Origin of the sequence: Arthrobacter gandavensis, from assembly GCF_039528575.1 — a bacterium.
GTDB classification, from domain to species: Bacteria; Actinomycetota; Actinomycetes; order Actinomycetales; family Micrococcaceae; genus Arthrobacter_B; species Arthrobacter_B citreus_B.
In genome coordinates this window covers 114,486-131,547 of the sequence record NZ_BAAALV010000005.1, presented here as the reverse complement: position 1 = coordinate 131,547, position 17,062 = coordinate 114,486, and the positions used below count along the sequence as shown (strand labels likewise).

General features: G+C 65.9%; 16 protein-coding genes. 9 read left to right on the top strand and 7 right to left on the bottom strand.

The window, feature by feature from the left end:
• Nucleotides 1–200 precede the first annotated feature (200 nt).
• Nucleotides 201–1,118, top strand: coding sequence for an RluA family pseudouridine synthase (locus ABFX29_RS12875; RefSeq protein ID WP_152229047.1), 918 nt, complete (start codon nucleotides 201–203; stop codon nucleotides 1,116–1,118).
• Nucleotides 1,119–1,221: 103 nt separating this feature from the next.
• On the top strand, nucleotides 1,222–2,700 hold the full coding sequence (locus ABFX29_RS12870) for a hypothetical protein (RefSeq protein WP_152228952.1): 1,479 nt from the start codon (nucleotides 1,222–1,224) through the stop codon (nucleotides 2,698–2,700).
• On the opposite strand, the gene ABFX29_RS12865 is transcribed toward ABFX29_RS12870, so the two are convergent.
• A complete protein-coding gene (locus ABFX29_RS12865) occupies nucleotides 2,642–2,947 on the bottom strand; it encodes a hypothetical protein (RefSeq protein ID WP_152228953.1) in 306 nt (101 codons plus the stop codon). The two genes, ABFX29_RS12870 and ABFX29_RS12865, sit on opposite strands and share 59 nt — an antisense overlap.
• Nucleotides 2,948–2,996: 49 nt before the next feature.
• A complete protein-coding gene (locus ABFX29_RS12860; protein WP_152228954.1) occupies nucleotides 2,997–3,443 on the bottom strand; it encodes a hypothetical protein in 447 nt (148 codons plus the stop codon).
• A 232-nt stretch (nucleotides 3,444–3,675) separates the two neighbouring features.
• Here ABFX29_RS12860 and ABFX29_RS12855 point away from each other — a divergent pair, with 232 nt between their 5' ends.
• The 4 genes from ABFX29_RS12855 to ABFX29_RS12840 are packed head-to-tail and all read left to right on the top strand — an operon-like array spanning nucleotide 3,676 to nucleotide 9,117.
• Nucleotides 3,676–5,262, top strand: coding sequence for a pyridoxal phosphate-dependent decarboxylase family protein (locus ABFX29_RS12855; protein WP_246167650.1), 1,587 nt, complete (start codon nucleotides 3,676–3,678; stop codon nucleotides 5,260–5,262).
• Nucleotides 5,259–6,746, top strand: a complete 1,488-nt coding sequence (locus ABFX29_RS12850; protein WP_152228955.1) for a lysine N(6)-hydroxylase/L-ornithine N(5)-oxygenase family protein — start codon at nucleotides 5,259–5,261, stop codon at nucleotides 6,744–6,746. Before ABFX29_RS12855 ends, ABFX29_RS12850 begins: the two co-directional genes overlap by 4 nt.
• On the top strand, nucleotides 6,743–7,297 hold the full coding sequence (locus ABFX29_RS12845) for a GNAT family N-acetyltransferase (RefSeq protein ID WP_152228956.1): 555 nt from the start codon (nucleotides 6,743–6,745) through the stop codon (nucleotides 7,295–7,297). The genes ABFX29_RS12850 and ABFX29_RS12845 overlap by 4 nt, the downstream gene beginning before the upstream one ends.
• On the top strand, nucleotides 7,294–9,117 hold the full coding sequence (locus tag ABFX29_RS12840; RefSeq protein ID WP_152228957.1) for an IucA/IucC family protein: 1,824 nt from the start codon (nucleotides 7,294–7,296) through the stop codon (nucleotides 9,115–9,117). Before ABFX29_RS12845 ends, ABFX29_RS12840 begins: the two co-directional genes overlap by 4 nt.
• A gap of 390 nt (nucleotides 9,118–9,507) precedes the next feature.
• Here the strand turns inward: ABFX29_RS12840 and ABFX29_RS12835 are convergent, their stop codons facing one another.
• Nucleotides 9,508–10,692, bottom strand: coding sequence for an acyl-CoA dehydrogenase family protein (locus ABFX29_RS12835; RefSeq protein ID WP_152229049.1), 1,185 nt, complete (start codon nucleotides 10,690–10,692; stop codon nucleotides 9,508–9,510).
• Between the two features lie 9 nt (nucleotides 10,693–10,701).
• On the bottom strand, nucleotides 10,702–11,478 hold the full coding sequence (locus tag ABFX29_RS12830; RefSeq protein ID WP_152228958.1) for a 3-hydroxyacyl-CoA dehydrogenase: 777 nt from the start codon (nucleotides 11,476–11,478) through the stop codon (nucleotides 10,702–10,704).
• Nucleotides 11,479–11,634: 156 nt separating this feature from the next.
• Between ABFX29_RS12830 and ABFX29_RS12825 the strand changes: the two genes are divergently transcribed.
• Complete coding sequence (locus tag ABFX29_RS12825) at nucleotides 11,635–12,753, top strand: glycoside hydrolase family 76 protein (RefSeq protein ID WP_152228959.1); 1,119 nt, start codon at nucleotides 11,635–11,637, stop codon at nucleotides 12,751–12,753.
• Between the two features lie 11 nt (nucleotides 12,754–12,764).
• On the opposite strand, the gene ABFX29_RS12820 is transcribed toward ABFX29_RS12825, so the two are convergent.
• Both ABFX29_RS12820 and ABFX29_RS12815 read right to left on the bottom strand, forming a co-directional pair.
• Entirely contained in the window at nucleotides 12,765–13,643 is an 879-nt protein-coding gene (locus ABFX29_RS12820) for a class II glutamine amidotransferase (RefSeq protein WP_152228960.1), read from the bottom strand.
• A gap of 9 nt (nucleotides 13,644–13,652) precedes the next feature.
• The gene (locus tag ABFX29_RS12815; RefSeq protein WP_152228961.1) at nucleotides 13,653–14,246 is read right to left on the bottom strand and encodes a YdeI/OmpD-associated family protein; all 594 of its coding nucleotides are present in this window, start codon (nucleotides 14,244–14,246) and stop codon (nucleotides 13,653–13,655) included.
• Nucleotides 14,247–14,362: 116 nt separating this feature from the next.
• Between ABFX29_RS12815 and ABFX29_RS12810 the strand changes: the two genes are divergently transcribed.
• The gene (locus ABFX29_RS12810) at nucleotides 14,363–14,902 is read left to right on the top strand and encodes an NUDIX hydrolase family protein (protein ID WP_055239793.1); all 540 of its coding nucleotides are present in this window, start codon (nucleotides 14,363–14,365) and stop codon (nucleotides 14,900–14,902) included.
• Nucleotides 14,903–14,956: 54 nt separating this feature from the next.
• Nucleotides 14,957–15,829, top strand: coding sequence for a DUF6707 family protein (locus ABFX29_RS12805; protein ID WP_152228962.1), 873 nt, complete (start codon nucleotides 14,957–14,959; stop codon nucleotides 15,827–15,829).
• Here ABFX29_RS12805 and ABFX29_RS12800 read toward each other — a convergent pair.
• Nucleotides 15,826–16,866: an FUSC family protein gene (locus ABFX29_RS12800; protein ID WP_246167652.1), complete on the bottom strand. Its 1,041-nt coding sequence runs from the start codon at nucleotides 16,864–16,866 to the stop codon at nucleotides 15,826–15,828. The two genes, ABFX29_RS12805 and ABFX29_RS12800, sit on opposite strands and share 4 nt — an antisense overlap.
• Nucleotides 16,867–17,062: the final 196 nt, after the last annotated feature.

Below are 17,062 nucleotides of genomic sequence, written 5' to 3'. Positions count from 1 at the left end.
ACCACGCGGCCCCCTCCACCATGGCCACCTCCCCTTCGGCTTTGTTCCCGCGGGTTCCATCCCCGCCCAAGCGAGTGACCCCCTCAGCCACGCCCCCGTTTGGGCCATCTGCGCGCCTGATCATGGACCAAAGATAATCCACCGGCCTAACGCACGGCCCTGAAAACGGGATTCAGGACCGCCGGTACCCTTGAAGGGTGATGCAATCCCCTCTTCCGGTCCGCAACGGAGTGAACGCCACCCGGCTGCGGCTGCCCCACGAGGGCCCCTGGAGCACAGCCTTCGAATACGTCCTCGAACGGTTCGGACACGTAAACCCGGAAGGCATAGCCGATCGGTTTGACCGCGGGGAAGTCGTAGGAATCGGAGGAGTCCGGCTCGACCGGACAACTCCACTCGCAGAGCACACGTTCATTTGGTACTACCGGGAACTGCCCCCGGAAAAGCGTCTTCCAGTTGAAATCAATATCCTCCACCAGGACGAAAACCTGCTCGTCGTCGATAAACCGCACTTCCTGCCCACGACTCCAGGCGGAATGTACGTTGCCGAATCAGCCCTAGTGCGCCTTCGGGTCGCCCTCGGAATCCCGGACCTCATCCCTATGCACCGGCTGGACCGGATGACCGCAGGTGTACTCCTCTTCTCAACAAACCCGGAAACCCGCGGAAAGTACCAGGTCCTCTTCGAGAAGCGGCGCATCGAGAAGGAATATGAGGCCGTTGCTCCAGTCCGTTCGGATCTCGAGCTCCCTGCCGTCGTCCGCAGCCGGATGGTTAAATCCCGGACCTATCTGCTCGCGCAGGAAGTCCCTGGAGAACCCAACGCGGAAACACGGGTGGAACTGGTGGAAGAGGCCGGTGGGCTCGGCCGTTACCGCCTGCTCCCTCATACCGGCAAGACCCATCAGCTTCGCGTCCATATGGCGTCACTGGGAATCGGCATCCTGAACGACCCCTTCTATCCGGTCCTGCTGGAACAGGCCCCGGATGACTACAGCAAGCCGCTGCAGCTGCTGGCTCGCTCCATCCAGTTCACCGACCCGCTGACCAGGCAGCCCGTCCAATACCGCAGCGAACTGTCCCTTGATGCCTTTCCGGCTCCATCAATGCCCCGCTGACCTGCAAAATTCCTCTTCCACAGCCGCACTCCTGCCGTTACGCTTTGGTGGATCCCCATCCGGGTTAGGTACCCGAAGGAACCGCTGAGGCAAAGGAACAGGCATGCTCCCCCATCCCGCACGCCCTGCTGAGCCGGGCGAAGACGTGCAAAAGCCTGGAGCCAAGGACGGCAACAGCGGCCTCAGTAACAGCAGCCGCACTAACAGCAGCGGCAAGGCGGACAAGAACCCCCGCGGCACAACCAGCACCGGCTCCGCTGCTTTCATTCCCCCGCTGGCCCCGTCACCGCCTCCCGGAACCCCGCCCACAGTGCACACCCGTCTGGAAGCAGAACGAAACAGCCTCTGGCAGGTCATTGCCGGGCCTGAGGAACGGGCTGCCCCAGACGTTCAGCCGGATTCCTTCGGCAGCATTCTTCTCGGCACACCCACAAACGGCTCCTCGGGACGGGCTTACCACCTCCGGAGTTCTTTCAACCCGGCACGGGCTGTCCAGCGGCTGGTTAGCGGACGAGCAACTGAAGAAGATGCCCGGATCGAAGCGGAACAGCTCAACCCCGGGCCCCACGAGCCGAACCCTGAAACACAGGAGCCGAACCCTGAAACACAGGAGCGTAGAACACAGGAGCCTGGAACACAGAAGCTCCCGCAGCACCCAAACCCGAACGGCCACTTCCAGGGAGACCACTTAGACCACGAACCGCTCGAAAACTTCGGGCACGCACCGGCAGGCACAGTCCGCCGCACGGCAGTCACCGTCTGCACAGCTGCTGCTATCGGCGCGTCCTATGGCTTGACCCGCACCGCCGGCAGCTGGCCGGACATCAACCACGCATCCGGAAGTGTCCTGGACCCCGCAGCATCCATGCTCGGAGTGTATCCGTGGGTTTGGCTGGCGTGGATTCCAGTGCTGGCGGGCGCTGCCGGGTACGCAGCCCTGCAGTGGATTCCCTCCCAACGGTCCAGCTCGCGGCAGGCCTGGAGCGGCCCTATCAGCGCCGGATCTGCGGTTGTGGCGGCCCTCTGGCTCTGGGCTGTCCAAACCGGCAACCCGGCAGCTGCCTTCTGGTCCGCGGCCTTAGGGACAGGTATCGGCCTGACTGCCATCCATGTGTCCAATACCTGGCCGGGTGAATCACGCACGGAGAAGGCGGCGGCCGACCTTCCTGCCAAAGTCCTGCTGGGTGTCTGCACGATTGCACTACTCACCGGGCTGGGCAGCTGGTTTACTGCGCTGGGGACGGACGTCGCAGGCTGGGGGCCGGACGCATGGGCGCTGGTAGCACTCGTGGCAACGGTCATTGGGATCACCACGGTGTCTATGACGGACAGGGGCCACCTCGCCGCGGCGCTGACCGTCGTCGTCGGCCTCACCGGGATTGGCTTCACCCGGCTGCTGTCGGAACAGGCCTCCATGCCCGTCGCCGCAGGAGCCTTTGTCGGAGCCTTCCTCATCCTGGTGTCGGCGGGGTCCCGGCGCCACCAGGCGGATCACGCCCGGCGCAGGAGGCAGCGGGAGTGGCTCAGAGCGGAAGCCAGCGTCCGCGCTGCCGGCGAAGCACCCGGAGCTGTTCGCATTTAGCGACCTGTTCCACCGCGTGCCGCATGTTCATGGCTGCGCGCCTCGCCTGTGAGTTCTCGACCCCGTACTCATTGGCGGGAACCATGAACCGCAGTGTGATGCGCGGAACGCCGGAGACGATGTCCAGTTGGTTGGCCTCAACGTGGTGGCTGGCCTCCAGTGCTTCGACGGCGGCATCCATTACCGCTTCGGGCGGGTTCCCGGGACGCAGGCCAAGAATGCTGAGCTGGACGCGAAAGGAAGGCATCCTTCCACCGTAGTCCCGGCGGAAGGATGCCTCATCTTCGGTCGCGGCCCTAGAGCGGCTCGTCGTCCGGGTTGAAGGCTGAGAGCGGGTCGCCGCCAGCGTGGGCAGGGTCATCACTGCCATCCTCGAGCGGGTCCACTGATGAGTCTCCGAAGTCGACGTCGCGCGCCGCTTCACCAATGGTTGGTTCCTCAGGCGGTATCTGCGACGCGCCTTCTTCGTACCGTTCTTCCGCCGTTTCATCGCGAAGCGTCTGGTCTGATTCGATCCCGGGTTCCCCGGCAAGGGGTTCCTCGTTGATCAGCGGGTCCTCCTGCCAGTTGTCCGGGTTGTCCTCCGCGGCGCCCGGATAGGTCAGGTCTTCCGCGTCCGTGAGCTCGTCTTCGTCCAGGAGCTCTTCGCCGGAGACGATGCTCAGCTCATCAGGCGTCACAACCTCAGCCAGGTCATCGGCCAGTGCCGGGTTGTCGCTGTGGTCCGGGTTCTGTTCAGTCATCTGCAGCTCGCCTTCCGATCTCAACGGTCCTTTCCTTCGATACTAAGCCTACTGACATCCGATCGCGCAAGCCGGAACCGGCCCTTCATGCGCGCCCATCGCGCGTCATTTTGCACCTGCAAACAGACTTTATCCTCATCGGCGCGAATTAAGAGACAAAAGTTTGACGTAATAGCGGAGGTAAGGGCAGGCTAACTTCGTTATCGTCTTGAGACCTTCCAGAGAGGGCGCAGTGAGTACTTTTAACCAGCCGGAGCCCGGCTCCACAGGTGCCGAAGGTGAAAGCCAAACAGGTGCAGTCACCCTTCTGACCGGATCATCCACGCAGCAATACCGAACCGAGAACCTGCTGGGCATGGCAGCCGTAACCCGTTCCATCAGCTCAGCCCGCCGCCCCTTCACGGGGAAGCATCCAAGGGACCTGGCTCCCGACGTAGACGCCGTGGACCTGGACCGGCCGCTGGGCACCACAAGCGCGGCACTGGAGGAACTCCACCCGCTCTACCTGCGGGACGCCGTTTACTTCCATAATCCCGGTTACGCCGCGCATTTGAACTGCCCGGTAGCCATTCCGGCACTGGTCGGGGAAACCATCCTCAGCGCGGTGAACTCTTCCATGGACACCTGGGACCAGAGCGCCGGAGCCACACTCATCGAGCGGCATCTGCTGCGCTGGACCGCCGGACGGCTGGGGCTGGGACCAGCGGCAAGCGGGGTCTTTACCAGCGGTGGAACCAGCTCAAATCTCCAGGCACTGCTCATCGCCCGCAACCGTGCCGTCGCCGGACTCCGGCGGACCTCCTCCGCAGCCGGCCGCAGCGAACGCCTTCCGGAACTGCTGGGAAGGCTGCGTATCTTCGCCTCCGAAGCCAGCCATTTCAGCATCCGCAAGTCCGCGGCCCTGCTGGGCCTGGGCGAGGAGGCAGTCCACCTCATTGAGTGCGACGCCGACCGCAGGCTTCGGCCCGGGGCGCTCCGGGACGCGTTGGCTCAGTCCCGCAGCCGCGGAGAAGTTCCCATGGCCATTGTGGCTACCGCCGGGACCACGGACTTCGGCAGCATCGACCCGCTGCTCGAATGCGCAACGCTCAGCTCCGAGTTTGGTTCCTGGCTCCACGTCGATGCCGCATACGGCGGAGGCCTGCTGACCTCCCTGAAATACCGGAGCCGGCTCTCCGGAATCGGTGCGGCAGATTCCGTCACCGTGGACTACCACAAGACGTTCTTCCAGCCCGTTTCCTCAAGCGCCGTCCTGGTGCGCGACGCCGGCGAACTGCGCCACATCCTGCACTACTCGGACTACCTCAACCCGGAAGACGCAGCCGACCCGGAGATCCCCAACCAGGTTGACCACAGCATCCAGACCACCCGCCGCTTCGACGCCCTCAAGCTCTGGCTCACCCTGCGCGTCACGGGCGCCGACGGAATTGGCGCGCTGCTTGATTCAGCGATGGACCTGGCCCAGGAGACCGGGCGGCTGCTGCAAGCGGACCCCGGGTTCGAGGTTGCCGCCCGCGTCCAGCTGAGCACCGTTGTGTTCCGCATCCGCCCGCGTGGCTTGGACGAGGGCTCCTGCGACGCGCTGAACCGCTGGATCCGCTCGGCCCTCGCGGCCTCGGGAGAGGCCGTCATCGCCGGAACCACCGTGGCCGGCCGGAACTTCCTGAAGTTCACACTGCTGAACCCCACGGCCGGCCTGGCGGACATCGAACGGATCCTTGACCTCATCCGCTCCCATGCCGCCCGCTGGCTGTCCGGTCAGGCAGAAACTGACACGGCCGGACCGAGAACCGGCACCGCGGCGGGAGCAGCAGCATGAGCCGCCGGGCACAGCGCCAGCCGGAGCCCGGAACCGCCGCGGGCTTCGCCGCGCCAAACGCGGGCCTAACCGCACCAAACGCCGGCCCGGCCGAGCACGACGCGGGCCTGGCCGAGCACGACGTGATCGGCATCGGCGTCGGGCCCTTCAACCTGGGCCTGGCAGCACTCACCGAACCCATAGCCGAGCTGGACGCCGTGTTCTTCGACTCGCGTCCCGGCTTCGATTGGCACCCGGGAATGATGCTGGAGACCGCGCACCTGCAGGTCCCGTTCATGGCGGACCTGGTGTCCCTGGCCGACCCGACCTCCCGGTACTCGTTCCTGAACTTCCTGAAGTCCACGGGCAGGCTGTACCGCTTCTACATCCGCGAAGACTTCTACCCGCTGCGTGCTGAGTTCAACGCCTACTGCCGCTGGGTGGCGGAGCAGCTGCCCAGCGTCCGGTTCGGCCACGAGGTCACGGATGTGCGCTATGAAGAGACCGCGCAGGACGGCGGCAGGTACCTGGTGAGCACAAGGCACGACGGCGGTACGCAGGTTCACGCCGCCCGCCGGCTGGTCCTGGGCACCGGAACCCAGCCCGAGATCCCGCCGTCGTGCGCCGAAATCCTGACGGGTCCGGGGGCGCGGACGGCAGCCCACAACAGCGATTACCTGGATTCAAAAGCCAATCTCCAGGCGCAACGGAGCATCACCGTGGTCGGGAGCGGGCAGAGCGCTGCCGAAGTCTTCCTGGACCTGCTTCAGGACAGTGGACCGGACAGCTACGAGCTGAACTGGGTGACTCGTTCGGGCCGGTTCTTCCCGCTGGAATACACCAAGCTCACCCTTGAAATGACGTCACCGGACTACGTCGACTATTTCCATGCCCTTCCCGGCGGCACCCGTGACCGGCTCATCGGGTCCCAGAAAAACCTGTACAAGGGCATCGACGCAGCGCTGATCAATGACATTTACGATGCCCTGTACGCGCGCAGCCTTTCCGGGCCGTTACCGGTCAGGCTGCTCACGGGCGTGGAAGTCACCGGCAGCAGCTACGACCGCGGCACCGGGCAGCACCGGCTGGAACTGCATCACCCGGAACAGGGAACCAGCGGTGGGCTGGCGACCGGCGCCGTGGTCCTGGCCACCGGGTATTCCTACCGCGAGCCGGCCTTCCTGCGGGGTATCAGCAACCGCATACGACGGGACAGCCGCGGCCGGCTGGACGTGGACCGCAACTATGGGATCGGCGTGGAGACAGCGGAAATCTTCGTGCAGAATGCCGAGCTGCACACCCACGGGTTCACCTCCCCGGACCTGGGAATGGCTGCGTACCGCAACTCGACGATCCTGCGCGAAATCCTCGGCTGGGAGTACTACCCGGTGGAAACCAGCACCACGTTCCAGGAGTTCGGACTCGCTGGCCTGGGCCAGCCGTCGCACGCGCCCTCAAACACACGCACGGGATCAGCGGCGAAGGCAGAAGGAGCGGTGGCATGAGTTTCGACTTCCGCCCGGTCGATCCTGCATCGGACGCACCCCTCCTGCACAGCTGGACGAGCCGGGACTACGCACGGTTCTGGGGCATGGGCACCGCTACGGTGGACGAGGTCCGCAGCGAGTACGCCGGAATCGACGCGAACCCGCACCACGAGGCCTGGCTGGGCCTGTTTGGGGATACTCCCGCATTCCTGATGGAAAGCTACGCTCCGGAGCACTCTCCGCTGGCAGGCCTGTACCCCCTCCAGCCGGGTGACCGCGGCATGCACCTGCTCATGGGCCCGCCGGACATACCGCAGCACGGGTTCACCTCAGCGGCTTTCCGGTCCGTGATGGTTTTCCTCTTCTCCCAACCGGAGACGCAGCGGGTGGTGGTTGAACCGGATGTCCGCAACACCAAGATCCAGGCCCTCAACCAACGCATGGGCTTCCAGCCCCACAGCCGCATTGAGCTGCCCGACAAAACCGCCCTCCTTTCCTTCTGCACCCGGCAGCAGTTCACTGCCACAGCCGGCAGCACCCCCACGACTTTCCAAGGAGCAACACCATGAGCACCGCCGTCGCCCCCGCAGCATCGACCCTCGACGCCGGGCACCTCACCCCGGAGACCTGGGCGGCCGCCAACCGGCACGTCGTCTGCAAGGCCCTCGCCGAGTTCTCGCACGAGCGGATCCTCCAGCCCCAGCCCGCAGGCCCGGGCAGGTACCAGCTGACATCCGACGACGGCGCCGCCACCTATTCCTTCGAGGCGGACGTCCTTGAGCTGGAACACTGGAGCATCCTGCCCCAGAGCATCCTCCGCTCCGTCAACGGACGCGGCACCGCCTTGGACGCGCTGGTCTTCATCACCGAATTCGCGCGCACGCTGGGAATCAGCGAGGCCATGCTGCCGGTCTACCTGGAGGAAATTTCCAGCACCCTGGCTTCCCACGCCTACAAGCACAGCGGCTCCTTCCACACCTCGGAAAAACTGGCGGCCGGCATAACCGGCGGCGCTGATCCAGCAGTGGACTTCCAGGCCGTCGAAGCGTCCATGACCGAAGGGCACCCGTGCTTCGTGGCCAACAACGGAAGGCTGGGATTCGGGCTGCATGACTACCTTTCCTACGCGCCTGAAACCGGTGCCGGCGTCCGGCTGCACTGGATTGCCGTCCGGAAGGACCGCGCCCGATTCACCTCGGTGTCCGGTCTGGACTACGGGACGCTCATGCACTCCGAGCTGGATGCCGGCGTGCAGGCAGGATTCGAATCCGCGCTCCGGGCACTGGATCTGGGCCCCGGAGACTACCTGCTGATGCCCGTGCATCCCTGGCAGTGGGAGAACAAGCTCAGCGTCACCTTCGCCGCGGAGGTTGCCCGGCGGCACATTGTGCATCTCGGTCCATCCGAGGATGTGTATCAGGCGCAGCAGTCCATCCGGACGTTCTTCAACCGCAGCGAGCCCGCCCGCTGCTACGTCAAGACCGCGCTCTCAGTGGTGAATATGGGCTTTATGCGCGGTCTTTCCGCCGAATACATGGTCTCCACTCCGGCCATCAACGAATGGGTGGACGAGCTGGTCCGCGCCGATTCAGTGCTGGCGGGCACCGGCTTCCAGATCCTTCGCGAAACCGCTGCCATCGGCTACACCAACCCGTATTACGACGCCGCTGCCCCCAAGGGTTCTCCGTACCGGAAAATGCTGGCGGCACTGTGGCGGGAAAGCCCGATGGACCGGCTGGAGCCCGGGGAACAACTGGCGACTATGGCTTCGCTGCTGCACAGGGACCAGGCCGGCATCCCGTTCGTTTCGGCGCTCATCCGGCGCTCCGGTCTCCCGGCGCGCCGCTGGCTTATGGAGTATCTCCACACCTACCTGGTACCGGTCCTGCACTGCTTCTATGCGTACCGGCTGGCCTTCATGCCGCACGGCGAGAACCTGATCCTGGTTCTCAGGAACGGGGTGCCGGTCCGGGCGCTGATGAAGGATATCGGCGAAGAGATCATCGTGATGGCGGACAAAATGGAGCTTCCACGGGACGTGGCACGCATCCGCGTGGACGTGCCGGCTGAGGAGCAGGTGCTCTCCATCTACACCGACGTGATCGACTGCTTCTTCCGCTTCCTCGCTGCCGTCCTCCACGAGGACGGACAGCTTACGCAGGATGAGTTTTGGGACACTGTCGCGGAAGTGGTTCGCGCATACCAGGCTGAACGCCCAGAACTTGCCGAAGACTTCGCAGCCCATGATCTCTTCGCCGCCGATTTTGCCCGTTCCTGCCTCAACCGGCTGCAACTGCGCAATAACCAGCAGATGCTGGACATTGCGGATCCGTCAGGCGGGCTGCAGTTCTCCGGCAGGCTGCTCAATCCCCTGGCCGGCCGGCGGTAGAAGCTTTTCCTGGAGGGGTGGGCTGCGCGGGAAGGGGGATTCCTGGACGCAGCCCACCTGTCTCTGGTCCGTCCGTGGCCCCCGTCCTAGAGTGCCGGCAGCCTCGAGCGGCTGCCGAGACCGCAGGACGAGACGCAGGTCAGGGAGGGATGTCATGCAGTGTGCGTCACACCAAAGTAACCTAAGTCCAAACTTGCACTCAATTCAACAGTGCCTGTTGACCTGCGGTAGCGCCCCCTGGAGAACCGTGAGACCAACCCCTGGGAATTTTGGGGAAAGCCGGGAGATCCAGCCAGCTCAGCGAAGCGCCGACCCCCGGGCCTGCCGCTCAGCGCAGCGCCGACCCCCGGGCCTGCCGCTCAGCGCAGCGCCGACCCCCGGGCCTGCTGCTCAGCGCAGCGCCGAGACCCCCGTGATCTCCCGCCCCGCGATCAGCGTATTGATCTCGTACGTCCCCTCATACGTGTAGATAGCTTCGGCGTCAGCGAAGATCCTGGCCATCCGGTAGTCGGAGACAATTCCGTTGCCGCCCAGCAGGCTGCGTCCCAGCGAGACCGTTTCACGCATCAGGGCGCTGGCGTAGGACTTCGCCAGCGCAGCCCGGGCCATGTCCCCGCGGGCCGTTCCGTCGTCGGACACAGCGCCGTAGCCGCCCTGTTCCAGCTCGCTGACGCGGGCCAGCATACCGGTGGACGCCACAACGTTGCCCTGCATCCGCACCAGCTGCTGCTGCACCAGCTGGAAGGACGCCAGCGGCCGCCCGAACTGCATGCGATCGACGGCGTAGGCGCGGGCGACGTCGAACGCGGCCAGCTGCTGGCCCACCGCCTGCCAGCCCACCATGATCCGCGAACCGCGCAGCAGGTGCTTAATGTCCTCGAAACTCTCGATTCCGGCGAGCCGGTCAGCTTCCCGAACGCGGACGTCCGTCAGCTCAATGTCGGCATTCTGCACGGTGCGCAGCGCCGTCTTGTTCTCGATCCGGGTGCGCTTGATCCCTGGCAATGATGCGTCCAGGAGGAAGCCCCTGATCTTGCCCGTCTCCGGTTCCCGCGCCCAGCACAGCATCCAGTCGCAGAACGTGCCGTTGCCAATCCATCGTTTACTTCCGTTCAGGATCCAGTCTTCACCCTCGCGCACCGCCATGGTTGCCATCCCGCCGGCGACGTCGGAGCCGTGGTCAGGCTCGGTGAGGGCGAAGGCTCCGGTGATCTTCAGCGACTGCGCATCAGCCAGGAGCCTCTCCTTCTGCTCCTCGGATCCGAAAGCATGGAGTCCCTCCACGAACAGGTCGTGGTGGACCATAAAGAAGGTCGCGATGGAGGTATCGGCACGGGTCATCTCCGCAATCACCAGGCCGGCGAACAGCGGACTGTATCCGCGCTGCACCGGCGTGGACAGGCCGAGCGACGCCAGGCCGGGCAGCAGTTCCACCGGGAACCGCGCTTCATCCCACCAGCCGCCGGCGTGCGGAAGCACCTCGGCAGCGAGGAAGGAACGCAGCTCAGCCAGCTTGGCTGTCTCCTCGGGACTCAGCAGCTGTTCGAAATTGAAAAAGTCGGCGTCGGGGAGCATCGGCACGCCCTATTTCGGCCCCATCCGAATCGCTCCGTCAAGCCGGATGGTTTCACCGTTCAGCATCGAATTGCCAATGATGTGGTCTACCAGGGAGGCGTATTCATCCGGCCGGCCCAGCCGGGATGGGTGCGGTATCTGCGCAGCCAGCGAGTCCTGCGCGTCCTGCGGCAGTCCGGCCACCATGGGGGTTTCGAAAATACCGGGGGCGATCGTCACCACGCGGATCAGGTGGCGCGCCAGTTCGCGTGCCAGCGGAAGGGTCATGGCAGCCACTCCACCCTTCGACGCCGAGTAGGCCGGCTGCCCGATCTGCCCGTCGAAGGCCGCTACCGACGCGGTGTTGATGATGACGCCGCGCTCGGAGGTCCCGCCGTCATCCGTCACCGGCTCGGTTTCCGCCATGGCCGCGGCAGCCAGCCGGGTCACGTTGAAGGTGCCCACCAGGTTTACCTGGATGACCCGGTTGAAATCCTCCAGCGGCAGGACACCGTTGCGGCCCAGGACCTTACCCGGCGTGCCGATCCCGGCACAGTTCACCGCTACCCGCAGCGGTGCTGCCGCCATGGCAGCTTCCACCGCACCCTGCATCTGCTCGGGGTCCGTCACGTCTTCCGGGACAAAGTGCGCGTTGTCCCCCAGTTCACCGGCGTAGGCGAGCCCGCCGGAGGAAGGCAGGTCAACCAGCACCACTTCCGCTCCGGCATCGATGAGCCGGCGGGCCGTAGCCCGTCCGAGTCCGGAAGCTGCTCCCGTGACGATGGCCGAAGCACCGGATAGCTGCATGTGGTTCCTCCTGGGTCAGGACTGTTGGGGTGCGCCTGGGCGCGTACGGTCCCACGAGCCTACTGTGACTGCCGGCACACCGCATCCTTCGAAGGCCTGTTCCGTGGGTGCGGGAGACGGTGACGCTGCGGGGCAGCCCGGACTATGGTGGGTCGCATGCCCGCAGCACAGACCGTCCGCCACGCCGAGCTGCGCGCCGACACCGCAGCCCACTCGGTGACAACCGCTTTTGGCGGCAGGTTCCTGGGCCTGCCGCGCACGCACCTGGGCGCTGTCCGCGCACCGCAGCCGCTGCCCCGCGGCGTCGGGCACTGGCATTACTGGTGGCAGGCACACTACGTGGACGTCCTCGTGGACACCGGCCTGCGCAGCCGGGCGCCGGTGGCCGGGTCCGATCCGATTGTGCTGGCCGAACAGGTGGTCCGGACCATCCGGATCCGCAACGGCGGCCGGTTTACGAACTCCTATTTCGACGATATGGCGTGGCTGGCGCTGGCCGCCCTGCGCCTGGACACCCTGCCCGGGCCGCCGCGCGGCAATAAGCCCCGCCACCAGGGCCTGCGGGAGTCACTGGGGCGGGCACTGCGTTCGGGCCACACCCCGGATCTGGGCGGCGGCGTCTGGTGGAACCGTTCCCGGAACTTCAAGAACACCCCGGCCACGGCTCCCGCGGCCCTGTTTTTCGCACGCACCGGCGAGCGCGAACGCGCGCAGGAGCTGGTGGACTGGTTAAATGCTGAGCTGCTCGACCCCGGGAACGGGCTCTATTACGACGGCGTGCGGCAGTCCGCAGCCGGCGCGGTCCTTGAACGGGCGCACTTCACGTACAACCAGGGGCCGGCGCTGGGGGCATTGCTGGAGCTGGGCGGCGAGGCAAACCTGCAGCGGGCCGCTGAGCTGATCCGTGCCACGTCCCGTCGCCTGGTTGCCGACGGCGGCACCGGGCCGCTGCTGCGCACCCACGGCAGCGGCGACGGCGGACTGTTCACCGGCATCCTGTGCCGCTACCTCGCCGAAGCAGCCGCCGCCCCGACTTTGGACTCCGATTCACGCCGGACGGCAGGGGTGCTGGTCACCGAGCTGGCGGACAGGCTTTGGAAAGGCCGGGCAGTCCGGAACAACCTGGCGGTGTTCCCGTCCGACCCCCGCAGCACCGCGGATGAGGGTTATCCCCCGGGCACCGGCGCCGAGCTTTCCACCCAGCTCCAGGCCTGGATGGTCCTGGAGGCGGCCCTGCGCGTCGTGCGGCTGGAGGCCGATCCCCAGGCGGACTGAACCCCTGGGTCCTAGGTGCCTGCAGCCTTGAGCGGATGCTGCGAGGCCGCCGTGTGCGGATCCAGGTCTGCGAGGGTAAGCAGGTGCTGGGGATGCTGCGGAAGGGGAAAGGACCGCTCCGTGTTCAGGTTCCGGTCTACCCGGAGGATCTCGCCGGAGTCCATCATCCGCCAGTTCGGATTTTCGTCCATCCGCTCGGTGGCGACAAGCACCGAGGGGGTCCGGTTCTGTTCCATCTCATCGCTCTTCATGCTGATCCGAGCGGTGTTCTTGCCGCGGTGCGGATCGTCGGCACTTTCCTGCAGGACATAGAGCGGGTGTGTGTCCGGGTACCGCACCGCCCACAGCTCCGATTCCGTGGAGAGGACGAGGTTCACGGCGTAGAGCCGCAGGTTCTCAGCAACCCAGGTGACCGCCTGGGTGATGGCATCCCCCAGGTCACCGCCGTTGTGGCGGGCAATGCCGGTGATGAGGGCGAAGACCCGCTCGCTGTCAGTCTGCCCCTGGACAAGGCCCAGAACTTCCAGGGACCGCAGCCGGTCATCGAGCACGTCCAGGTCCTCCACCACTCCGTTGTGGGCGAGCAGCCGGTTATCCTGCAGGAACGGATGCGTATTCACCAGGGTGTTCCCCCCGGTGCTGGCGTACCGGACATGGGCAACGAATGTACTGCCGTCCAGCGTCCGGGCTGCCGAGGCGTAGGCACGGTCCTCGTAGGCCGCCACGGGCGCCTTGTCCACTACGGGTTTGCCGCCGGGATCGAACACACCGATCCCGAAACCGTCCGCCATCCGCCGGCTTTGCTCGGCCAGGCTGTCCGGAGCGGTGAGCAGCCAAAACGTGGCATGGACGGGCTTGGGACCTGCATGCATTCCGAAAAGCCGGCACATGGTGGACTCCTACTCTGGCATCCGCTTCTGCGGATAGAAGGTCTCACGGCGGCTGAGCATGTCCACGAAGCGGGCAATGTTCCGCTCCCGGGCTGCTTCCGTCTTGAGCTGGCCCAGCCGGTAGGCCAGGGCAAAGCGGTTCTGCGAACTGAGTACGTCGAACATTGCCTGGGCGCTCGCATTGGCGGCGATCGCGTCCAGCAGGTCCTGCGGCACCTCTGCCGTGGCCGGTCCGGCATAGGCGGCATCCCACCGGCCGTCGGACTTGGCTGACTCCACGGCGTCGCGCCCGGAGGGGTGCAGCCGGCCGGCGGCTTCCAGCCGGGCAATATGCCCCACATTGCGCAGCGACCAGGCGCTCCGCGGGCCGCGCCGGGTGTAGCGCTGCAGATAGGTTTCCTCGTCACGCCGTGCTGCCTGGCCGTCAATCCAGCCGAAGCAAAGGGCCTCGTCCAGGGCAGCCTGATACGTCAGGGCGGTGGTACTCCCGCCTTTCTTCCCAAGGACCAGCCAGACCCCGGCGGAGCGCAGATGATGCTCACCCAGCCAGTCCCGCCATGCCGCAGCATTCGGGAGCAGCAGCTCCGACAGCTCGGTCTCCATGCGCTCAATCGTAGGCTTCCGCCGGGCGCCCTGATAGATCCGGATGCAGTTCAGCCCTCGGCCGAAGCGGAGCGCGCCGAATGACTCGGTGTCCGGCTTTGGGGTAGAACACTGCTATGAACGTTCGCACTCCTGACCCGTATCCCGGCTGGCTTTCGGAAGAGGACCTGCACGAAGCACGGCAGCGCCTTCCCATGGTCTACGTAGAAGCCGTTCCGGTGCGGTGCGACCCGCTGGGGTATGTCACCGAGGTGGGCCTGCTGCTGCAGGCAACCCCTGAGGGAAAAATGGTGCGGACGTTCGTTTCCGGCCGCGTGATGTACCGCGAAACCATCCGCGCTGCCCTGCTGCGCCACCTCGAGAAGGACCTCGGGCCCATGGCACTGCCGCAGCTGCCGCCCAGCCTGGCACCGTTCGCCGTCGCTGAGTACTTCCCGTCGCCGTCGCAGACCGGCCTCACTGACGAGCGCCAGCACGCCGTCGCGCTGGCCTACCTGATCCCGGTGACTGGCGAATGCGATCCGCGGCAGGATGCACTGGAACTGTCCTGGCTTACTCCCGAGGAAGCTCTCAGCCCGGCCATCTACTCCGAGTTTTCCGGCGGGCGCGGCGACCTGCTCCGTCAGGCCCTGGCGTCGGCGGGCTGGGGCCGGTAGGCGCTAACCTACGTTTATATACTGGGGCCGAGCTTCGAGCGCTAAGGAAAAGCCATGTCGATGAGTGTGCCGGATAAGTATGCCTTCCGGGTCAATGCCGAACTGCTTGTACCGGGCCAGAAGGTGGTCCTGGATGAGCTGACCCTGGCACCTGTGGCAGCCATCCGCATCGAAGAGGACGACCTGGGGAATCCCGCCCTGGTCATCGCTGACCTGGAGGACGGTGAGGTCCTGCGGATTGCCTACGGGTCTGCCGTGCGGGTGGCGGCACCGGCACCGGAAAAGAACGCCGCTGAAGCGGTCCGCAGCATTCCCACAGAGGAAGAGACCTACGCCGCCGTCCTGGCCGCGGCCGAAGCCGCCCATCCGGAGGACCGCGCGGTCAAGGAACTCGTCACCAGGCTTAGCCGGGGCCTGAACGTCAAGGCCGGAAGCAACCTCCAGGACGTGCGCGACCTTGCCCACACCCTCTACGTGGACCTGGGGGACGCAGAGAATGCCCTGGCTGTCTGTTCCCTGATTACGGGGCTTGGTTTCGACGGCAACTACGGCCGCTGGAACTGGATCCAGGGAGCGCTCGCGCTGGCCGCCCAGATTACCCACGAGTCGGGTGACCTGGAGGCTTCGGCAGCGTTTGCCCAGGCCGTCCGGGCCGGAGACAATGCCGAATCGGATCCGCTTAAGGCCAAGCTGTCCGCCGAACTGCTGCAGCGCCAGCTCAATGAGCCGAACCTCTACGACCGTGAAGTCCAGCGCGCCGCGGAGGCCGGCGACGAGCACAGCGAACGGGACTGGCGGATCCTGCGCCTGAACACGCTGCTGTACCTGCGCGCCCACGGCGGGTCGCAGAGCTATTCCGACGCCGAACTCCAGCGGCGCATCCGCACTGAACTCAGCGCCGTGCGCGGCCTGAACCTGGACCTCTAGGCGGACGCTCCGGAGAGCCTGCGCGCACTGGACCGGTTGGCCCGGAGCTGCAGGAGCAGCACCAGGGCCATCCCCACCAGGGCTCCGATGACGGTTTCAACTGCCCGGTCCTGGATCAGCGTGGCCGGATTGCTGGCATGGGAGAGTTCTGTGCTGAGCAGCGCCAGCGGTGTGATGACCACCTGGGCCAGCGCGTAGTTCCGGGCAATGAACAGCTCGGCCCCGCACTGCAGCAGCGCAATGACAAGGACCAGCTGCCAGGGCTGCAGGCCGGCAAACAGGATCACCGCCGTGACTGCGAGTCCGCCGAACGTTCCCAGCATCCGGTTGACGCCGCGGTGGATGCGGTGGCGGAAGGTGGCGCCCACCAGGGGAACAGTGGCGGCAACCATTGCCCAGTAATTGTGGCCGATTCCCAGCAGGGTGGCGATGCTGCCGGCAGCCGCCGCCGCAACCGCGTACATTGCGCCGTCGGCCCAAATCGCCTTCTGCTGCGCCGCGCTGAAGCGGGGCCGCAGCGGCTTCTCCCAGGGCGTCCGGTAGGTGGGCGGCAGCATGCCGCCCAGTCCCAGCAGGATGGCGAACGCGATGGTCGTTCCGGCCGCCAGCATGCCCTGCCACAGCGGAGGATGCGCGGGCACGGACGCGATGGCAGCGTACGCGAAGATGTGGAACAGGGATCCCGCAGGGCGCAGCCTCCAGTACCCGGTGGCCACCGTCCCCAGCCCGGCTACCAGCGTGGTGCCAAGGACAATCCCCCAGGCATCCAGGCCCAGCCGGGAGGACAGCGCACCGGCCAGGATCACAATGAACATCAGTGCGCCGGCACGCCCCTGGTGCCCCAGCCGCTGGCGGTGCGGCTCATTACGGCCGTAGATGCTGGTGAATGCACCGAAGGCCACGAAGATCGCCAGGTCGATCCTGCCGATGGCCAGCAGGACGGCGAGCGGGACACCTATGCCGATGCCGCAGCGGATGCCCACGCGGTGGTCATTGTGGGCAGGGGCAAGGGTGAGCATTTCGCGCAGGTGGTTCAAGGGGACTTCGGGGGCCTTTCATGCGTTCAAGGGCGGCGGCAGCGCTTCACGGGACCGGAGAATCCGCCCTTCTCACCATACGCTCGGCCTGAACGGCGGCCTCAGTTATGTGGCCGGTCTCTCCAGCCGGACCCGCCCGGTGCTGAGCCGAGGCAGGCCCGCATCCGGCGTCGGCGGTCCCGCTCCGGATGTAGGG

Coding starts and splice junctions, on each gene's coding strand:
- ABFX29_RS12835 (WP_152229049.1), bottom strand. CDS start 10,692: ATGCTCCCCGACGCCGACTTTTTCAATTTCGAACAGCTGCTGAGTCCC.
- ABFX29_RS12870 (WP_152228952.1), top strand. CDS start 1,222: ATGCTCCCCCATCCCGCACGCCCTGCTGAGCCGGGCGAAGACGTGCAA.
- ABFX29_RS12860 (WP_152228954.1), bottom strand. CDS start 3,443: ATGACTGAACAGAACCCGGACCACAGCGACAACCCGGCACTGGCCGAT.
- ABFX29_RS12840 (WP_152228957.1), top strand. CDS start 7,294: ATGAGCACCGCCGTCGCCCCCGCAGCATCGACCCTCGACGCCGGGCAC.
- ABFX29_RS12810 (WP_055239793.1), top strand. CDS start 14,363: ATGAACGTTCGCACTCCTGACCCGTATCCCGGCTGGCTTTCGGAAGAG.
- ABFX29_RS12850 (WP_152228955.1), top strand. CDS start 5,259: ATGAGCCGCCGGGCACAGCGCCAGCCGGAGCCCGGAACCGCCGCGGGC.
- ABFX29_RS12845 (WP_152228956.1), top strand. CDS start 6,743: ATGAGTTTCGACTTCCGCCCGGTCGATCCTGCATCGGACGCACCCCTC.
- ABFX29_RS12815 (WP_152228961.1), bottom strand. CDS start 14,246: ATGGAGACCGAGCTGTCGGAGCTGCTGCTCCCGAATGCTGCGGCATGG.
- ABFX29_RS12820 (WP_152228960.1), bottom strand. CDS start 13,643: ATGTGCCGGCTTTTCGGAATGCATGCAGGTCCCAAGCCCGTCCATGCC.
- ABFX29_RS12825 (WP_152228959.1), top strand. CDS start 11,635: ATGCCCGCAGCACAGACCGTCCGCCACGCCGAGCTGCGCGCCGACACC.
- ABFX29_RS12865 (WP_152228953.1), bottom strand. CDS start 2,947: ATGCCTTCCTTTCGCGTCCAGCTCAGCATTCTTGGCCTGCGTCCCGGG.
- ABFX29_RS12805 (WP_152228962.1), top strand. CDS start 14,957: ATGTCGATGAGTGTGCCGGATAAGTATGCCTTCCGGGTCAATGCCGAA.
- ABFX29_RS12875 (WP_152229047.1), top strand. CDS start 201: ATGCAATCCCCTCTTCCGGTCCGCAACGGAGTGAACGCCACCCGGCTG.
- ABFX29_RS12830 (WP_152228958.1), bottom strand. CDS start 11,478: ATGCAGCTATCCGGTGCTTCGGCCATCGTCACGGGAGCAGCTTCCGGA.